This window comes from Microbulbifer flavimaris, from assembly GCF_001641755.2.
Classification (GTDB): Bacteria; Pseudomonadota; Gammaproteobacteria; order Pseudomonadales; family Cellvibrionaceae; genus Microbulbifer; species Microbulbifer flavimaris.
In genome coordinates this window covers 458,811-477,602 of the sequence record NZ_LRFG02000003.1, presented here as the reverse complement: position 1 = coordinate 477,602, position 18,792 = coordinate 458,811, and the positions used below count along the sequence as shown (strand labels likewise).

General features: G+C 59.5%; 15 protein-coding genes. 5 read left to right on the top strand and 10 right to left on the bottom strand.

All coding sequences use genetic code 11. The features are described 5' to 3' along the window. From AWR36_RS11255 to rpmH, 8 genes are all read right to left on the bottom strand, one after another. Complete coding sequence (locus AWR36_RS11255) at positions 1-807, bottom strand: ParA family protein (RefSeq protein ID WP_067084844.1); 807 nt, start codon at positions 805-807, stop codon at positions 1-3. Positions 808-948: 141 nt separating this feature from the next. Next, positions 949-1,602 (bottom strand): 16S rRNA (guanine(527)-N(7))-methyltransferase RsmG, encoded by a 654-nt coding sequence (gene rsmG / locus AWR36_RS11250; protein WP_067084841.1) that lies wholly within the window; start codon positions 1,600-1,602, stop codon positions 949-951. 21 nt (positions 1,603-1,623) lie between these two features. Then, positions 1,624-3,513 carry a tRNA uridine-5-carboxymethylaminomethyl(34) synthesis enzyme MnmG gene (mnmG, locus tag AWR36_RS11245; protein ID WP_067084838.1) on the bottom strand — a complete coding sequence of 630 codons (1,890 nt, stop codon included), beginning with the start codon at positions 3,511-3,513 and terminating at the stop codon, positions 1,624-1,626. Positions 3,514-4,143: 630 nt separating this feature from the next. After that, a complete protein-coding gene (gene mnmE / locus AWR36_RS11240; RefSeq protein ID WP_067085035.1) occupies positions 4,144-5,532 on the bottom strand; it encodes a tRNA uridine-5-carboxymethylaminomethyl(34) synthesis GTPase MnmE in 1,389 nt (462 codons plus the stop codon). 76 nt (positions 5,533-5,608) lie between these two features. Then, positions 5,609-7,267 carry a membrane protein insertase YidC gene (gene yidC / locus AWR36_RS11235; protein WP_067084835.1) on the bottom strand — a complete coding sequence of 553 codons (1,659 nt, stop codon included), beginning with the start codon at positions 7,265-7,267 and terminating at the stop codon, positions 5,609-5,611. Positions 7,268-7,271: 4 nt separating this feature from the next. Beyond that, entirely contained in the window at positions 7,272-7,538 is a 267-nt protein-coding gene (gene yidD, locus AWR36_RS11230) for a membrane protein insertion efficiency factor YidD (RefSeq protein WP_231745307.1), read from the bottom strand. Further along, positions 7,535-7,981 carry a ribonuclease P protein component gene (rnpA, locus tag AWR36_RS11225; protein ID WP_067104654.1) on the bottom strand — a complete coding sequence of 149 codons (447 nt, stop codon included), beginning with the start codon at positions 7,979-7,981 and terminating at the stop codon, positions 7,535-7,537. Before rnpA ends, yidD begins: the two co-directional genes overlap by 4 nt. 32 nt (positions 7,982-8,013) lie before the next feature. Further along, on the bottom strand, positions 8,014-8,148 hold the full coding sequence (gene rpmH / locus AWR36_RS11220; RefSeq protein WP_067084833.1) for a 50S ribosomal protein L34: 135 nt from the start codon (positions 8,146-8,148) through the stop codon (positions 8,014-8,016). Between the two features lie 559 nt (positions 8,149-8,707). Between rpmH and dnaA the strand changes: the two genes are divergently transcribed. The 4 genes from dnaA (at position 8,708) to gyrB (ending at position 15,084) form a co-directional block, all read left to right on the top strand. Continuing rightward, positions 8,708-10,234: a chromosomal replication initiator protein DnaA gene (gene dnaA / locus AWR36_RS11215; protein WP_067084830.1), complete on the top strand. Its 1,527-nt coding sequence runs from the start codon at positions 8,708-8,710 to the stop codon at positions 10,232-10,234. A gap of 55 nt (positions 10,235-10,289) precedes the next feature. After that, a complete protein-coding gene (dnaN, locus tag AWR36_RS11210; protein WP_067084827.1) occupies positions 10,290-11,396 on the top strand; it encodes a DNA polymerase III subunit beta in 1,107 nt (368 codons plus the stop codon). Between the two features lie 136 nt (positions 11,397-11,532). Continuing rightward, positions 11,533-12,663 carry a DNA replication/repair protein RecF gene (gene recF, locus AWR36_RS11205; protein WP_067084825.1) on the top strand — a complete coding sequence of 377 codons (1,131 nt, stop codon included), beginning with the start codon at positions 11,533-11,535 and terminating at the stop codon, positions 12,661-12,663. Next, positions 12,664-15,084: a DNA topoisomerase (ATP-hydrolyzing) subunit B gene (gene gyrB / locus AWR36_RS11200; protein ID WP_067084823.1), complete on the top strand. Its 2,421-nt coding sequence runs from the start codon at positions 12,664-12,666 to the stop codon at positions 15,082-15,084. 85 nt (positions 15,085-15,169) lie between these two features. Here the strand turns inward: gyrB and AWR36_RS11195 are convergent, their stop codons facing one another. Both AWR36_RS11195 and AWR36_RS11190 read right to left on the bottom strand, forming a co-directional pair. Beyond that, positions 15,170-15,844 carry a phosphoadenosine phosphosulfate reductase domain-containing protein gene (locus AWR36_RS11195; RefSeq protein WP_067084821.1) on the bottom strand — a complete coding sequence of 225 codons (675 nt, stop codon included), beginning with the start codon at positions 15,842-15,844 and terminating at the stop codon, positions 15,170-15,172. A gap of 90 nt (positions 15,845-15,934) precedes the next feature. Further along, entirely contained in the window at positions 15,935-16,282 is a 348-nt protein-coding gene (locus AWR36_RS11190; protein ID WP_176491132.1) for a GNAT family N-acetyltransferase, read from the bottom strand. 328 nt (positions 16,283-16,610) lie between these two features. On the opposite strand from AWR36_RS11190, the gene AWR36_RS11185 reads away from it, so the two are divergent. Further along, complete coding sequence (locus AWR36_RS11185; protein WP_067084816.1) at positions 16,611-18,779, top strand: TonB-dependent receptor family protein; 2,169 nt, start codon at positions 16,611-16,613, stop codon at positions 18,777-18,779. Positions 18,780-18,792 lie beyond the last annotated feature (13 nt).

Below are 18,792 nucleotides of genomic sequence, written 5' to 3'. Positions count from 1 at the left end.
TTAAACGGCTTGCGCGACAGGAGGCGCCTGGTTGGCATTACGCCCGGCCGAATGGCGACGAGTCATCTCGCCAGCCAGGGCCAGGTAGGCGATGGCGCCCTTGGAGTGGCGATCGTATTCCAGTGCGGGCTTGCCGTAACTGGGCGCCTCTGCCAGGCGGACATTGCGTGGGATACAGGTGCGATACAGCCGCTCACCGAAGTATTCGGACAGCTGTTCGGAAACATCGCTGGTAAGGCTGTTGCGCGGGTCGTACATGGTGCGCAGGATGCCCTCGATCTTCAGCTCCGGATTCGCCGCCCGCTGAATCTGGGTGATGGTGTCGATCAGAGCCGAGAGCCCCTCCAGTGCGTAGTATTCACACTGCATCGGGATCAGGACACCGCTGGCGGCGCAGAGGGCGTTGACCGTGAGCATGTTCAACGATGGCGGGCAGTCCACCACGATATAATCGTATTTTTCGTGCTCTTCACGCAGGGCCCTGCGCAGGCGGGACTCACGGCCCTCCATGTCCAACAGCTCTACCTCTGCCGCGGACAGATCACCGTTGGCCGGCAGCAGGTCGTAACCGCTGTCGGTGGTGATAATGGCTTTGCGCGCTGGCAGGCCATCGACCAGAACGTCGTAGGCAGAAAGCTGAAGATCCCCTTTGTTCACACCGCTACCCATGGTCGCGTTGCCCTGGGGGTCGAGATCGATCAGCAGAACCCGGCGCTTGCTGGCGACGAGGGAAGCGGCCAGATTGACGCAGGTGGTGGTCTTGCCCACCCCGCCTTTCTGATTGGCCACTGCGAATATCTTGCTCAAGGTTTTTATCCTTTGTTATCCCGAAGGCGCTCTCCCCGAAAGCCGTTCGAGTTGCCGCTGCGCGCGGACTTTTCATCGGGCGCTGTCGCCCCGCCAGGGGAGTGCGCAGGTCTTGGAAACAGGAATCGTCGTTCGCGGGAGTTACGCCTGGCCGTCGCTTTCTGGGGCGCGGCTCAAAACGATAAGGTGGCGATCCGCATCGCAACCCGGTACCGAAAGGGTGTGCACCCGATCGACCTTAATCCCTTTTGGGAGTGCGCTCAACTCATCTTCTGGAAACTTGCCTTTCATAGCGTAAAACCTACCACCCGGGGCTAGCAAGTGCTCACTCCCGTGCACCATGTCAGCAATGGAGGCAAACGCCCTGGAGGTGACTGCAGCGAAGGGCGACTCGGGCTCATAGGACTCCAGGCGCTCGTTGACCACGCTTACATTCGGCAGTGGCAACTGGGTGGCCACCTGGAACAGAAAGCGGGTTTTCTTGCCGTTGCTGTCCAGCAGGGTGACCGATCGCTGCGGGTGCATGATCGCCAGAGGGATACCGGGCAGTCCGCCGCCGCTGCCCACGTCGAGTAGCGGCTCAGTATCACCACCGCACAGGTTCACCACGCTGAGACTGTCGATGATATGGCGCTCGAGCATCTCTGCCGGATCGCGTACAGCCGACAGGTTGTAGGCGGCGTTCCAGCGGGCGAACAGGGCCAGGTACTCGAGCAGCTGGCTTTGCTGCTGCTCGCTCAGCGAAACCGACATTTGCTCGGCCGCCTGCGCCAGCCGCGGGCGGAAGGATTCCATCTGTGACAATACCGCGCCCCCCTAGACCGCTTTCTTTCGCGTCAGGAGGCCGCGCTTTTTCAACTGGATCAACAACAGGGAAACTGCTGCCGGGGTCACCCCGGGCACCCGGGAGGCACGCGCCAGGGTGTCCGGGCGGGTGTCGCCCAGCTTCTGCTTCACCTCACTGGATAGGCCCGAAACCTCGCCGTAATCGAAGTCGGCGGGGATCGGCGTGTCCTCGTAGGCCCGCAGTCGCTCGATCTCATCCCGCTGGCGGTCGATGTAGCCGGCGTATTTTGCGGAGATCTCCACCTGTTCGGCGACCTGCTCGTCCGCGACAGCCTCGCCCTTGAGGCTGGCGATATCGCCGTAGTTCAGCTCGGGGCGGCGCAGCAGATCCATCAGGCTGTATTCCCGCGACAGCGGCTGGGGCAATTTTGACTCGGCCTGGGCCGCCTGGGGCGTACTCGGGTGTACCCAGGTTTCCCGCAGGCGCTGAGTCTCGCGCTCGATGGCATCGCGCTTTTCCACAAATGCCTGCCAGCGGGCATCGCTGACCAGACCCAACTCGCGCCCCTGTTCGGTAAGGCGGAGGTCGGCATTATCTTCGCGCAGCAGCAGCCGGTACTCGGCGCGGCTGGTAAACATGCGGTACGGCTCCTTAGTGCCGGTGGTGATCAGATCGTCCACCAGCACCCCGAGGTAGGCCTGATCCCGTCGCGGTGACCAGGCCTCACGGTCCTGGGCACGCAGAGCGGCGTTGGCACCCGCCAGCAAGCCCTGGGCTGCGGCCTCTTCGTAACCGGTGGTTCCGTTGATCTGCCCGGCGAAATAGAGCCCCTGGATGAACTTGGTCTCCAGTGAGGGCAGCAGGTCGCGGGGGTCAAAGAAATCGTATTCGATGGCGTAGCCCGGGCGGGTGATATGCGCCTGCTCGAAGCCGCGAATGGAATGCACCAGCTCGATCTGCACGTCGAAGGGCAGGCTGGTGGAGATTCCGTTCGGGTACAGCTCGTTGGTCGTGAGCCCCTCCGGCTCGACAAAGATCTGGTGGCTGTTCTTGTCGGCGAAGCGGTGCACCTTGTCTTCGATGGACGGGCAGTAACGAGGCCCAACCCCCTCAATCACCCCGGAATACATGGGTGAGCGGTCTAACCCTCCCTGGATGACTTCGTGGGTGCGGCTGTTGGTATGGGTAATCCAGCAGCAGACCTGACGGGGATGCTGCTCGCGGCTGCCGAGGTAGGACATCACCGGTGTGGGCGTATCGCCCCACTGTTCCTCGAGTTCCGAGAAGTCCACGGAGCGCGCGTCGATGCGCGGCGGGGTGCCGGTTTTCAGCCGCTCGACCCGGAAGGGCAATTCGCGCAAGCGCTCGGCCAGGGCGATAGACGGCGGATCGCCGGCGCGGCCGCCGGAGTGGCTGTCGAGTCCGATGTGGATCCGCCCGCCAAGGAAGGTGCCCGCTGTGATCACCACAGTCTTGGCGCGAAACCGAACGCCAGCGTTGGTGACGACTCCGACAACGCGCTCGCCTTCCACGATCAGGTCGTCGGCGGCCTGTTGGAAGATCTCGAGGTTTTCCTGGCGCTCGAGGATGTTGCGGATAGCGCTGCGGTACAGGGCGCGGTCCGCCTGTGCCCGTGTCGCACGCACCGCTGGCCCCTTGCGTGCATTGAGCACCCGGAACTGGATGCCGGCGAGATCGGTTGCCTCGGCCATCGCACCGCCAAGGGCGTCCACCTCCTTCACCAGGTGGCTTTTGCCGATGCCGCCAATGGCAGGGTTGCACGACATCTGGCCCAGCGTCTCGATGTTGTGGGTCAGCAGTAGCGTCGAGGCCCCCATGCGCGCAGCCGCCAGCGAGGCTTCGGTTCCGGCATGGCCGCCACCGATCACGATCACGTCATATTGCTTGGGGAAGTCCATTGCTACTGCCACTGGATAAAAGGGGCGCACATTTTATAGTCAGTGCCCACCAACCGGCAAATGCTGTCGTAGATGAGCCCGCGGATCTGTCCCCATTCTAGGGTTGTGGAGAGCCTATGGGTTTTCCCCCGGAGGGATTTACTCTTATTTAAAAAATTTATACATATCTCATGTAGAGAGAGTGTTTGAATTTAATGTAATTATTAGAGGCGCCAATTTCGCTTGATAAGTCAAAGAAACGCTTAATAAACAACAGGTTAGCAGCATTGTTAGCCTGCCTATAAGCCCTGCTTTGGCGAGGGGGCAACCGCGGTAGAGCCCTGTGGACAGACGGGATAACTTTGGCCGTCAGATGCCCTGCACCGACTTGTCCCCGTCTGTTCCCTCCGCATTACCGGGAATTGTCCCCGGAATTACACACAGATCTGGAATCGTCAGTCCAGCGGTGAGGCCTACCGTGGGTAACCTGCCCGGGAGCTGTGGGTAACTTTGTCTTTTTGGATAACCCTGTGAGCAGCTGTGGGCAACTTCTGTGCAGGGTGAGTGGAAAGCGGGTAAGGCGGGGGGATGCCCGCCGATGCGGGCACTGGGGCGGGGGCTGGTTTGAGCCACAGGGAGGAGGAAGCGGGATTACTTGCCGATACAGAAACTGCCAAAAATTTTCCCCAGTAGCTCGTCTGCAGTGACTTCCCCGGTGATTTCTCCAAGGGCCTGCTGGGCCTGGCGCAGGTCTTCCGCGAGCAACTCGCCGGCCCCGCTCTCGTGGAGCTGCGCGGCCCCCTGCTGGATAAAGTGTCGGGCACGCTCCAGCGCTTCCAGGTGCCTGCGGCGAGCGCTGAAGGTGCCCTCCGCTGCGCCGGCATAGCCCATGCAATGCTTGAGGTGTTCACGGAGTGCATCCAGCCCCGCACCAGTCATGGCGCTGACAGCGATGACAGGAACACCATCCGTATGCGCCTGGAGACCGGCGCTGTAGTCGGTGAGATCGATCTTATTGAGGACCAGTGTGAGTTTTTCCGGGTCACGCAACTGCGCCGTGAATTCTGGCCAGGCGGATTCGGGATCCAGGCTGTGGGCCTGTTCCGCGTCGATTACCAGCAGTACCCGGTCGGCCGCGTGGATCTCCTCCCAGGCGCGCTGAATCCCGATTTGCTCGACACGATCGGGCGAGTCCCGCAGTCCGGCGGTGTCGGCGAACATCAGTGGCATGCCGTCGATATGGACCTGCTCGCGCAGGATGTCCCGGGTGGTTCCCGCGATGTCGGTGACGATAGCGGCGTCATGGCCGGCGAGGGCGTTCAGCAAGCTGGACTTGCCGGCGTTGGGCCGGCCGGCGATCGCCACTGACATGCCCTCGCGCAACAGGCTGCCCTGGCGTGCCTGGGCATCCACTGCCGCCAGGTGGCCAAGCAGGGCGTCGATATCGGCTGCTACTTTGCCGTCGGCCAGGAAATCGATTTCTTCTTCAGGAAAATCGATGGATGCTTCGACATAGATGCGCAAATGGGTCAGTTGAGACACCAAGTCTTCGATTTTTTCGGAGAATAATCCCTGCAGGGAGCGCATCGCGTTGCGCGCCGCCTGGGCGCTACCGGCTTCAATCAGGTCGGCGATGGCTTCGGCCTGCGCCAGATCCATCTTGTCGTTGAGAAAAGCGCGCTCGGAAAACTCCCCCGGGCGGGCCTGACGGGCGCCCAGTGCCACTGTTGCCTGCAGCAGCTGATCGAGGATGACGGGGCCACCGTGGCCCTGCAGTTCGACGACGTCCTCGCCGGTAAAAGAGTTGGGGCCGGGAAAATACAACGCGATGCCCTGATCGATCAGCTCGGCGCCGCGACGAAAGCTCGCGTAGTGGGCGTGGCGGGGGCGGAGATCCCGGTCACCACAGATGTCCCGGGCAATCGCCAGGCTGTTTGGTCCAGACAGGCGGATGACGCCAATGCCGCCACGGCCGGGAGCGGTGGCGACGGCGGCAATGGTGTCGCGAGCTGGTGTGAGGTCTGTTTTCTGTTCTGGCATGGAAAAAGTGTACTCGACGGAAACGAAACAGGGCCGCAAAAGCGGCCCTGGGAGTGGGACTGGTTATTGCTGCTGGTCAGCTCGAGGCCGACTCCACCTGTTTGTTGATATACCAGGTCTGGGCGATGGACAGCACGTTGTTGGCAATCCAGTACAGTACCAGGCCGGCCGGGAACCACAGGAAGAAGAAGGTCATCATGACCGGCATCAGCTGCATGATGCGTGCCTGGGTCGGATCTGTGGGCTGTGGCTGCAGTTTCTGCATCAGCCACATGGTGAGGCCCATGATTACCGGCAGGATAAAGTAGGGATCCTTGGCGGACAGGTCGTGAATCCAGAGGATCCATGGCGCGTGGCGCAGCTCGACGGTTTCCATCAGCATCCAGTACAGGCCGATAAAGACCGGCATCTGCAACAGGATGGGCAGGCAGCCGCCCATGGGATTGATCTTCTCCCGCCGGTACAGCTTCATGGTCTCTTCCGCCAGCTTCTGGCGGTTGTCCTTGTACTGCTCCTGCAGCTTCTTCATCTGTGGCGCGAACTTGCGCATGCGGGCCATGGATTTGAGGCCGGCCGCTGACAGCGGGTAGAGCAGCGCCTTGATAAAGACGGTGAGCAAGACGATCGCCCAGCCCCAGTTGGCCACAATGTTTTCGTAGATGAAGTTGAGCACCCAGAACATGGGTTTAGCCAGCCACCAGAGCCAGCCGTAGTCCACGGTCAGGTCCAGGTAGGGTGAGATCTCTTCCAGGCGGAAGACATCTTTGGGGCCGGCATAGAAGGCGGCACTCAGCTCGCCCTGGCTGTTGGCCGGTATTTCCACTTGCGGGGCGGTGAAGCCCATGCGGAAAAGGCCGCTGGAAAGCTGTCGCAGCTCAAAATTATTGCGCACATCCTGTGGCGGAACCCAGGCACTGATGAAGTAGTGCTGCACCATCGCTACCCAGCCGCCAACGATGGATTCGCGGGTGGGTTCTTCTGCGATTTCCTCGAAATCCTGCTTGAAGTAGTTTTCTTCACTGGTATGCAGGGCGGCGCCAAGGAAGGGGGACATGCCGATACCCACATCCACGGGCGGTTCCGCGCTATCACGCTTGATTTGGCCAAACATGGCCGCACGCCAGGGCTGCTCACTGGTGTTGTCCACCAGATACTGCACATCCACCAGATAGTCGCCGCGCTTGAAGGTAAACCGCTTGGTGATATTGGCACCGTCCTGCTGCAGGGTCAGGTCCACTACCAGGGAGTCGCTGCCGGCTTTGAGGGCGTATTCCGTCTCAGCCACCGAAAACAGGGGGCGGCCAGCAGCGCTGTCGGTACCGTTGCGGCCGATCAGGCCGCTCTGGGCGATATAGGTATGATCGCGGGTCTGGTTCAGCAGGATGAAGGGGCGGTCCGGCGTATTCAGCTGTTCGTAGTAGTCGCGCAGTGCCACCTTGACGATATCACCGCCGCGGGGATCAATGAGCAGGCTGAACACATCGGTCTCAACAGAAATCAGCTGGCGCTCCTGGGGGCCTGCGGCCTGCGGAACGGTCTCGCTCTGCAGTGTTGGCACGTCTTCAGTGGCCGCCTGCGGCTCAGGGGTGGTGACCGTGTCCGGAATGTCCGTGCGCACGACGGTTTCCCGGTCGATTGCCGGCGCCCGCTCTTCTTTGAATTCATTCCACTGGAAGATCAGTGCAAGGATAACTGCGGCGATTCCGCCCAGCAGCGTGTAGCGTTGCCAGTCCATTTCTTTACCTAGGTTCGCCCCGGTGCCCTGTCGTGTCCGGGGTGGGGTGTTTGTTATCTTGCGGCGGGACCGGGTCCAGGCCGCCGGGATGCCAGGGGTGGCATTTTATAAGGCGTCGCAAGGTTAAATAACCCCCTTTTCCTAATCCATGGGTCTTTAATGCCTCTTCAGCATAATGAGAGCAGGTGGGATAAAAGCGACACTGGTTTCCGACCCACGGGCTCAACAGGAAGCGATAGGCATGGATCAGTTTGATAGCCAGCCAGTTCACGGGGCCTTCTTGCGACTTTTGCCGTCTGGTCTGCGGGGTTTCCGTCTGCCGTTTGCGCCGTCTGCTGAAGCGGGCTCGTCGGCACGGCGAGAGAGCTTGCGCCAGAGTTTGTCGAGCAGCTTGACCAGCTCATCATTGCTCAGGGCAGCAACCCCCGGGCGGGCCAGCACCACGGCATCGACAGCCGGGAGTCCAGACTGTTGCAGGCGGAAGTTCTCGCGAACAAGACGTTTGATGCGATTTCGCCCCACGGCAAGACGTACATGCTTTTTGGCGACGACCAGGCCAAGACGGGGATGAGACAGATCGTTGCGGCGGGCAATGATCAGGAGGTTGGGGTGAGCGGCACGAAGTTCAGTGCCACTGAACACGGCACGGTACTGTGCTGCGTTAAGCAGGCGCAGCGCTTTGGGAAAGCCGAAGTCGCTGCGCGCCTGTTGCATATATGGAGTGCGTTCCCCGGAGGGGAGAGCGCTTATGCAGACAGTACTTTGCGGCCTTTGGCGCGACGGCGGGCCAGAATCTTGCGGCCGTTTTTGGTTGCCATGCGAGCACGGAAGCCGTGGTTGCGCTTGCGCTTCAAGTTGCTGGGTTGGAAAGTACGCTTCATTGTCTTGCTACCTGAGACTAGTGTTCTGAATTTCCCCGGGTGTCACCGGTCGCTGCCTGCGCCCCGGCATTACCGTCTGTCCGGCCCGTGGGAGCTGTGCATTGCGAAGGCGGCGGATTGTATAGAAAGGCACCAGTTAAATCAACGAAAAGGAGGCAATTTGATAGCGCTGGTGCGCACGCTGTTAATAGGTAAACGATAGCGTCTGTTGACGATCAGGGCATGGTTCCAGAAGGCCTTTTGTGGGGCTGGATGATGCAAGTAATTGAAGGGGTTGGAGATTCGGGCTTCGCACACGGCTTGACCCCAGCTTACCCACAGATCGCTGTGGATAAAGTGGTGGCGCATAGCGGCTCCAGGTGGTTAAAAGATGTGCAACCCTTTGATAGTTAGTGGTTTTTTTGTCGAGTCGATTAGTCTTTTTCACTTGCTGTCTGTGGATAACCCGCCGGTTGGGAGGTATACTTCCCGCATCTTTTTAGAGCGGCGGCCGAGGGTTTTACCGGTTCGCCGCCATACTCTTCCTTCTTTATATAGTTTTGGGGTCTCGGGGGGTTTCTTGTCTGAATCCGTTTGGCGCCAGTGTGCGGCCAGCCTTCAGGATGAGCTGCCATCGCAGCAGTTCAACACCTGGATTCGGCCGCTGCGGGTCAGTCCGTCTGCCGCCACAGGTGAGTTGCGTCTAGTGGCGCCCAACCGCTTTGTGCTGGATTGGGTCGGCGATAAATTCCTGCATCGGATCAGTGAGCTGGTAACCCACTTTAGCGGCGATGCACCGCTGGAAATTGTGCTGGAGATTGCCGAGCGCCGTCCGGCTCGCTTTCAGCGCAGCCGTGCTGCGCAGCAGCCCGCCTCCGCCAGTGCCCAACCGAATGTTCAGCCGGCAAATAATGAGCGGGACGAGCCCGCGGCAGCTTCACTGGGGGGCTTTTCTCCCCCCGCATCCGTGGGGCGGGCACCAGGTTCATCTGCTGAGCCGAGGGGGAATGTGCCAGCACCCAGTGCCCCCCAGAGCCGTAGCCAGGCGGAGTCTCGCAACGTCGAGGTGGAAGGGGCGATCAAGCACGGCAGTGCCCTCAATCGGAATTTCACCTTCAAATCATTTGTAGAGGGTAAATCCAACCAGCTGGGGCTGGCTGCGGCGCAGCAGATTGCGGACAACCCCGGTGGCGCCTATAACCCCCTGTTTATCTACGGCGGTGTAGGTCTGGGTAAAACCCACTTGATGCATGCCGTCGGTAACGCCCTGCTTGAGCGCAACCCCAATGCCAAGGTGGTCTACCTGCATTCCGAGCGTTTTGTCGCGGATATGGTCAAGGCACTGCAGCTGAACGCGATCAGTGATTTCAAGCGCTACTATCGCTCCGTCGATGCCCTGCTCATCGATGATATCCAGTTCTTTGCCGGCAAGGAGCGCTCCCAGGAGGAGTTCTTCCACACCTTCAATGCGCTCCTTGAGGGTGGTCAGCAGATTATTCTGACCTGTGATCGCTACCCGAAAGAGATCGACGGTCTGGAGGAGCGGCTCAAGTCGCGCTTTGGTTGGGGCCTCACGGTGGCGGTTGAGCCGCCCGAGCTGGAGACGCGCGTGGCCATTCTGATGAAGAAGGCCGAACAGGTCGGGGTCGATCTGCCCCACGATTCCGCGTTTTTTATCGCTCAGCGTATCCGCTCCAACGTGCGCGAGCTGGAGGGGGCGTTGCGGCGGGTGATCGCCAATGCCCAGTTTACCGGCCGCGCTATTGACGACGTGCTGGTACGGGAGGCCCTGAAGGACCTGCTGGCGCTACAAGACAGGCTTGTCAGCATCGATAATATCCAGCGGGTGGTGGCGGAGTACTACAAGATCAAGGTAGCGGATCTGCTCTCCAAGCGTCGCAGTCGGTCTGTGGCACGACCGCGCCAGGTGGCGATGTCACTGGCGAAAGAGCTGACCAACCACAGCCTGCCGGAAATCGGTGACGCGTTTGGCGGTCGAGACCACACGACGGTCTTGCATGCTTGCCGAAAAATCCGTGAACTGCAGGAAACAGATGCAGATATCCGCGAAGATGTGAAGTTATTGACGCGCTCGCTCACAACCTGATCGTGTCGTGCGGGCTAACAGTTAGCGAATAAAACCAACGAAGGCGAAGATACCGATGAAATTCAATGTAAGCCGGGATGCGCTCCTCAAGCCTCTGCAGCTGGTGGCCGGTGTTGTTGAGAAACGCCAGACTCTGCCGGTGCTGGCCAATGTGTTGATGCAGCTGCAGGGTCAGGAGCTCTCGCTGACCGGTACTGACCTGGAAGTGGAAATTGTCGGTCGCCTTCCGGTCGATGGTGTCGAAATGGAAGGTGAGGTCACCGTCCCGGCGCGCAAGTTGTTGGATATTTGCCGCTCCCTGCCCGACGGTGCCGAGCTCAAGTTTGAGCGCGACGGCGAACGCTTGATTCTGCGCAGTGGTCGGAGCCGCTTCCAGCTGTCGACGCTGCCGGCGGCCGATTTCCCCAATCAGGAAGAAACAACCGCCCAGACTCGTTTCTCCATCTCCCAGCGTGAAATTCGTCGCCTGATCGAAGCGACCGGCTTTGCCATGGCACAGCAGGATGTCCGTTACTACCTCAACGGCTTGCTGCTCGAGTGTCGCCCGCAGCAGTTGCGGGCCGTGGCCACCGATGGTCACCGTCTGGCACTGTGCGACCGCGATGCGCCGGGGCTCAATGTGGAATCTCCGATCCAGGCCATTGTGCCGAGAAAGGGGGTGCTGGAGTTGGGGCGCCTGCTGGAGGATACCGACGCTACCGCAGAGGTGGTGCTGGGCAACAACCATATTCGTGTAATCAGCGGGCAGTTCACCTTCACCTCCAAGCTGGTAGACGGCAAGTTCCCAGATTACGAACGGGTGCTGCCACGTTCCACGGGGAACCAAATCTTTGCCGACCGGCAGGCCCTGCGCCAGGCGTTTTCCCGCGCTGCCATTCTGTCTAACGAGAAGTACCGCGGTGTGCGGCTGCAAGTGTCAGAGGGTTTGTTGCAGATCGTTGCCAATAACCCGGAGCAGGAGGAGGCCGAGGAGCAGCTCGTGGTGGACTATGTTGGCGATCCCCTCGAGATTGGCTTCAATGTAGGCTATCTGCTGGACGTGACCGGAGCGATTCACAGCGATCAGATCCGCATCGGTTTAGCGGATGCCAATAGCAGCGCTCTGTTGCAGCAGCCGGAAGAGGGCGATGCCCTGTATGTGATTATGCCGATGCGCCTGTAAGTCTGGTGTCGGGAGTCCAATCAAAAGATGCCGCCATATCGCTTGATATGGCGGCGTTTTTGTATCCGCTAGGCAGAAGTCCCTGTTGCTACTGCTACTGCTACTACTACTGCTGCTGCGGCTCTGAGGGGGTATCTTGGCAAGGTTAACCCGCCTCGCGCTGTCGGGGTTTCGTAATATTGCCGCTGGCGACCTGCAGCTGGGCGCGGCGGTCAATCTTTTCTACGGGGCCAATGGCAGCGGTAAGACTTCTATTCTGGAGGCTGTGCATATGCTCGCGACCGGTCGCTCTTTTCGCTCTCGCCAGCATCAGTCGGTCATACAGCGCGGTTCTGAGCGTCTGACGGTTTTCGGGCGGCTCGACAATGGCGTTTCTCTCGGCGTTGAGCGCTTGTCCAGTGGCGGCGGGCGCATACGCGTGAATCAAGTGGCCGCTGAGTCGAGTTCCCAGCTCGCCCAGCTTCTGCCGCTGCAGCTGATCAACAGTGACAGTTTTGCTGCGCTGGAGGGTGGACCGGGAGTTCGCAGGCGATTGCTGGACTGGACGGTGTTCCACGTGGAACATCATTACCTCGATGCACTGAAAGGCTATCAAATCGCCTTGCGACAGCGAAATGCGCTGCTCCGTCGTGGTAAAATCGAGCAGGAACAAATGGGTATCTGGGAGGATCGCCTGGTCTCCCACGCTGCCGTCGTCGACAAGCAGAGGGCACGGGTTTTCGCTGATCTCGAGCGAGAGGTGTTCAGTTTGATCAGTCGTCTCCCGGAGTCGCTACTGACGGAAGTGTCGATACGTTATCGGCGGGGTTGGAAGCAGGGCTCCGATCTCGGTGAGGCCCTGAGGGCGGCTCGGGAGACGGATCTGACTCAGGGGCATACCCGGGTGGGGCCGCACAGGGCCGACCTGGCCTTTGCAGTGGAAGGGCAGCCAGCACAGACAATCCTGAGCCGTGGCCAGCAAAAGATGTTGGTGTGCGCCCTGCGTACTGCTATGGCCAGGGTGGTCGCCGGCACCAGCAGGCTTCCGGTTTTCCTGATTGACGATCTGCCCGCAGAGTTGGATAGCGAGCACCAGCAGCTATTCGCCACCTGGCTAACTGAGAGTGCCGGTCAGGTGTTGGTCACCGGTATCGACAAAGAGGCGACCTGCCGGCCCTGGTTGGCCCTTGGGTCTCCCTGGAATCAGCCGTCTGTGTTCCACGTGGAACATGGGCGTATAAGCGCCGAGTCTTTAAGTACCGGCCCTAATAACGAATGGAGCAAGTAAATGTCAGAGCAGAATAGCTATGACTCCAGTAGCATCAAGGTCCTGAAAGGGCTGGATGCCGTGCGTAAGCGCCCCGGCATGTATATCGGTGATACCGACGATGGTACGGGCCTGCACCACATGGTATTCGAGGTTGTCGATAACTCCATTGATGAGGCGCTGGCGGGACATTGCGACGAGATTCGCGTCACCATCCACCCGGATGAATCCGTCTCCATCTCTGATAACGGCCGTGGCATCCCGACAGAGATGCACGAAGAAGAGGGCGTTTCGGCCGCTGAGGTCATCATGACCGTGCTGCACGCAGGCGGTAAGTTCGATGACAACACCTACAAGGTTTCCGGTGGTCTCCATGGAGTGGGCGTATCCGTGGTGAATGCCCTCTCCGAAGAGCTGAAACTGACCATCCGCCGCAATGGCAAGATTCACGAACAGATCTACCGTCACGGGGTTCCCGATGCACCGTTGACGGTGATTGGGGATACGGATAGCTCCGGCACCACCGTGCATTTCAAGCCCTCTGCTGAAACCTTTACCAATATCGAGTTCCACTTCGACCAGCTGGCAAAGCGCCTGCGGGAACTGTCGTTCCTGAACTCCGGAGTACGTATCGTATTGAAGGACGAGCGCTCTGGTAAGGAAGAGGTCTACGAGTACGAGGGCGGTCTGCGCGCTTTCGTAGAGTTTCTGAACCACGCGAAAACGCCGATCAACAAGGTGCTCCACTTCCAGAGCCAGCGCGAGGATGGGACGGGTGTGGAAGTGGCCCTGCAGTGGAATGACAGCTTCCAGGAAAACATTTACTGCTACACCAACAATATCCCGCAGCGGGATGGCGGAACCCATCTGGCCGGCTTCCGTGCGGCCCTGACCCGGGGCCTCAACAACTACATTGAGCGCGAGGGCCTGGGCAAGAAAGAAAAGATCAGCACCACTGGTGATGATGCCCGTGAAGGCCTGACCGCCATCATTTCTGTGAAAGTGCCGGACCCCAAGTTTTCGTCCCAGACGAAAGACAAACTGGTGTCTTCTGAGGTGAAGACTGCGGTCGAGCAGGAGATGGGGCACCATTTCAACGATTACCTGCTGGAGCATCCCCAGGAGGCCAAGGCGGTCGTCACCAAGATGATGGACGCCGCCAAGGCCCGTGAAGCTGCCCGCAAAGCGCGCGAGATGACCCGTCGCAAGGGCGCGCTGGATATCGCCGGCCTGCCAGGCAAGCTGGCGGACTGCCAGCAGAAAGATCCCGCCCTTTCAGAAATCTACCTGGTGGAGGGTGATTCCGCCGGCGGTTCTGCCAAACAGGGCCGGGACCGCCGCACGCAGGCCATCCTGCCGCTCAAAGGCAAGATCCTGAACGTGGAGAAAGCCCGCTTCGACAAGATGCTGTCCAGCGCGGAAGTGGGCACGCTGATCACGGCCCTGGGCTGCGGCATTGGCAAGAGCGAGTTCGATCCGGACAAGCTGCGCTACCACCAGATCATCATCATGACGGATGCTGACGTGGATGGCGCGCATATCCGCACCTTGCTGCTGACCTTCTTCTTCCGTCAGATGCCGGAACTGATCGAACGGGGTCACATCTATATCGCCCAGCCGCCACTGTACAAAATCAGCAAGGGTAAACAGGAGCAGTACCTGAAGGACGAGGGTGCGCTGACCCAGTTCCTCACCAATGCAGCCCTCGATGGCGCCAGCCTGCACGTGAACCCTGAAGCCCCGGAGCTCTCAGGCGCCGCCCTGGAGGCGCTGGTGGCTGAATACCGTGCGGTTATGGCAACCGTGGATCGCCTCTCCCGCCTCTATCCGGAGGAGGTGCTGCGCAGTATGATCTACCTGCCGAGCCTGTCACCGGAAGACCTGCAGGATCGCGGCAAGATGGAGTCCTGGTCTGCACAGCTGCAGCAACAGCTTTCCAGTGAGAGCGATGGCGGCAGCCGCCGTCATGAAGTCAGCGTTTATGAAAACACCGAGCGCGATCTTTTCCTGCCGCAGATCCATATCGTCGCCCACGGTGTCAGCAGTGATTACCAGATCAACCATGAGTTTTTCGAGTCTGCCGAATATCGCTCCATTCGCAGCCTCGGCGAGAAAATGATTGGTCTGCTGGAGGAGGGCGCTTATATTCAGCGCGGTGAAAAACAGCAGCCGGTGGCGACTTTCCCGGAAGCGCTGAACTGGCTGATGAACGAGAGCCGCCGCGGCTACAACATCCAGCGTTACAAGGGTCTGGGCGAAATGAACCCGGAGCAGCTGTGGGAAACCACCATGAACCCGGAGACCCGCCGTATGCTGCAGGTGACGGTAGAGGATGCTATCGCCGCGGATCAGATCTTTACTACCCTGATGGGTGACCAGGTGGAGCCCCGTCGCGAGTTTATCGAGAGCAATGCGTTGGCGGTTGAAAACCTCGACGTCTGAGCCGGGTTAATAGTGCGCAAATGAAAAACGGCCGCGAAAGCGGCCTTTTTTTTATGGGGAAGGATTCAGCCTACTCAGCGCAAATTCACTTTTGTAGCAGGAGCCCGCACTCCCGATGCTCCTCGCCCTTTGTCGGGTCGAAGTACACATCATTATCCGGGAGTTCGTGCTCGTACACATACTCCTCGACGTCCAACTCGTTGAGGTGGAACATCGGCGCCACTCGAACCGTGCCGTGGCTTCCCTTGGTAAAAACATCCAGCCCCTTGCGATGTGCGTTCTGGTCGTGACGGATACCGTTCAACCAGATGTCCGGCTGCAGCTCCTCCATGGCGCGACTGAACGGCTCGAGCTTGACAGTGCGGCTGAAAAAGTCGTGTTCCGGGGTATCGAGAGGGGGGATGCCGCCATAAACCGCGTTGTAGTGGGCTGCGGACATCTTGGGGGAATAGACCTGCAGGTTGAGGCCGAAGGCCTCAATCAACCGTTCGATGTGCCGATACGTCTCCGGCGTGTTATAGCCATGGTCAACCCAGATCACCGGGATATCCGGACGAATCTGGGTCACCAGGTGCAGAAACGCCACCGCCAGTGGGCGGAAATTCGTAAATACCACCGGATTGTCAGCGTGCTCCAGAGCAAAGCGCATGATCTCGCTGGGCCGGGCTCCCCGAAAGCGCTCATTGAGGGCTTCGAGGTCCGCACCATGATGGAAAAACCGCTCGGGTTGGACTGCGAGATTGGAGGCATTCAGACCCATGTGACACCAGGTTAATCAAAACATTGAGCAAGAATCCTACTCTTACTGCAAAGCACTGAGAAACATTAAAAAGAAGTGATTATCTAACTTTCAGTTATAAGTGTCAGAACCCTTGCCCTGGTAACACATCAGCAACCAGTGTTGGTCGCCCCCCCGGGCCGGCTGACGTTCGCGTTCGACGAAGCCCTTTTCCTGCAGAAAGTACCGCGCGCGCAAGTTTTCCTGCAGCACCCACGTATGTAACTGCTTACTTACTTGCTTGGCTGCTGTCATCAGCTCGGAACCGCCGCCCTGACCAGCTGCAGCGGGGCTGACACACAGCCAGGGCAGGGCATTTCCCGGAGTCAGAGTAAAGAATCCATCGGCCGTATCGCTCTCTCCGGACAGATACACCGCACAACACTCGGCACCGAGGCAGGCGCGACGGAAGTGAGGCAAGCGTTCATCCCAATACTGTCTGGGCGTAGAAGGGTGCGCGGTAACCACCGTGTATAACCAGAGTTGTTCCAGTCTCTCTAAATCCCTGCAGCCAGCGGGTCGGATCATAATCCACCGTTAGTAAATACTCGCGCACCATGCTAGTGCCGCTGATCGGCGACTCCTACCCGGTGTGATGGCGGAGTTGCTTCACTGAGCCGCCCAGGGGCTATCAGCCACATAGAAATTTTCAAAAAAAAGCTGCAAAAAAAAGAATCACTGCTAAAATACAATCATTCTCATTTCTAACAACATTTAAAGATATAACACCTATTCCGCTGGAGGATGCATGACCCGCTTTGTTGTGTCGCCGCTCGCCTTTGCCCTGGCGACTGCGGCCGCTATGCCCGTATTGGCTGAAGAACAACCCGAGAGTCTGGAGACGGTTTCTGTAATTGGGGATAGTGCCCAGGCTGAGCGCCTGCCGGGCTCCGCTCACGTGGTCGATTCAGAAGACCTGGCCAAGTTTGAATTCGCCGACATCAATCGCATCGTGCGTTCCGTGCCCGGTGTTTACCTGCGCGAGGAAGATGGTTACGGTCTGCGCCCTAACATCGGTATCCGCGGCTCCGGTAGCGGTCGTTCCAGCAAAATCTCACTGATGGAAGACGGCGTGTTGGCGGCTCCAGCTCCCTACGCAGCGCCCTCCGCATACTATTTCCCGACCACCGGTCGCCTGAATGGCATTGAAGTACTCAAGGGCCCGTCCTCTCTCCAGTACGGACCGTTCACCGTCGGTGGAGCCGTCAACCTGCTCAGCACACCCATCCCCGAGAGCTCCTCAGGGGTGGTGAAAGTGGAGGCCGGAGAAAATGGCGAGAACCGCCTGCACACTTATTACGGCAGTGCCACGGAAACCACCGGCTGGCTGGTGGAGACTCACCAGCAATACGCGGATGGCTTCCGTGAGATCGATCGCGCGGGCAGCGCCGATATCCAGAAAGAGGATTACCTGGTCAAGGGCCGCCTCAAGTCTGACGCCGATGCCACCTACCAGCAGCAGCTGGACGTGAAACTGCAGTACTCGGAAGAGTTGTCCGGCATGAGCTACGTCGGCCTGACGGATGCGGACTTTGACGCTGACCCTAACCGTCGCTACGGACTGACCGCTCAGGACGAGATGCAGAACCGCCACAGCACTGTCCAGCTGAACCACGCCATTGCCCTGAGCGACACCTTCACACTGCGCAGCCAGGCTTACCACAACAAGTTCAAGCGCGACTGGTTCAAGACCGATAACGTCGGCTCTCTGCTGGACCTGGCCAACGGTGGCGATAGCTTTGCCCAGGCGGTGCTGGATGGAGACGCTGACTACGAAGGAATCGAACTCAAGCACAACAACCGCAAATATGATTCCCGCGGTGTGCAGGTGAGCGCCGACTGGCAACTGGCTACCGGTGGAATCTCCCACGACCTGAATATCGGCGTTCGCCGCCACTGGGACGAGGTGGATCGTTTCCAGCCGGTGGAGACTTTCGACCAGGTGGATGGTCAGCTGGTGTTTGTGGAAAAAGAACTCCCTACCGGCAGTAATAACCGCGTCGAAGAGGCCGATGCCACTGCGCTGTTCATCTACGACGAGATGGGCCTGACGGAAAAACTCAGCCTGACTGCCGCGCTGCGCTATGAAGATGTCGACACTTCCCAGCAACGCTATGACGACGTGGCCCGCGGTGTGGAAGGAAGCTCCCGCAGCAATTCCGTCGACGAGTGGCTGCCGGGTGTCGGCCTGGTCTACGAGCTGGATTCCAAGTGGACCCTGCTGGCGGGTGTACACCGCGGTTTTGCACCTCCGGGTGCCGGTTCCAAGGACGGTGTTGGCGCGGAGCTCTCCACCAACTACGAGTGGGGCGCCCGCTTTGATAGCGGCGTGCTGAACGGCGATATCATTGCCTTCTTCAGCGATTATGAAAATACCGTACAGAACTGCACCATTGCGGTGGAGTGCCCGAACGGTGCTGACAGTGGCACTTACAGCCTGGGTGAAGCGGAGATTCAGGGTGTCGAGGCTAGCGTGGGTAGTGAGTGGGCGCTCGCTAACGGCTGGTTGTTGCCCCTGCGCGCCACCTATACCTATACCGATGCGGAAACCACCAGCGATGCGGACGGCGGCGAAGTACTTGCCGGAGACAACCTGGCTTACCTGCCGGAAAACGTTTTTGCCCTGACGACCGGTATCGACAGCGGCGCCAACTGGCGGCTGAACCTGACGGCGGCCTACCAGGATGAGATGTGTATCAACACCGGCTGTAATCGCGGGCAAACCGATGCCATGGATCGCACCGAGTCACTGTGGGTGCTGGACGCCGCTGCTCACTATGACTTCAGCCAGGCCCTGAGCGGCTACCTGAAGATCGACAACCTGCTCGACGAGCAGGCGATCATCAGCCGCGATCCTGATGGCGCGCGCGCCAACAAGCCCCGCACTGCCATCGTGGGGATGCGTTACGCCTTCTGATCCTCTGGTCATT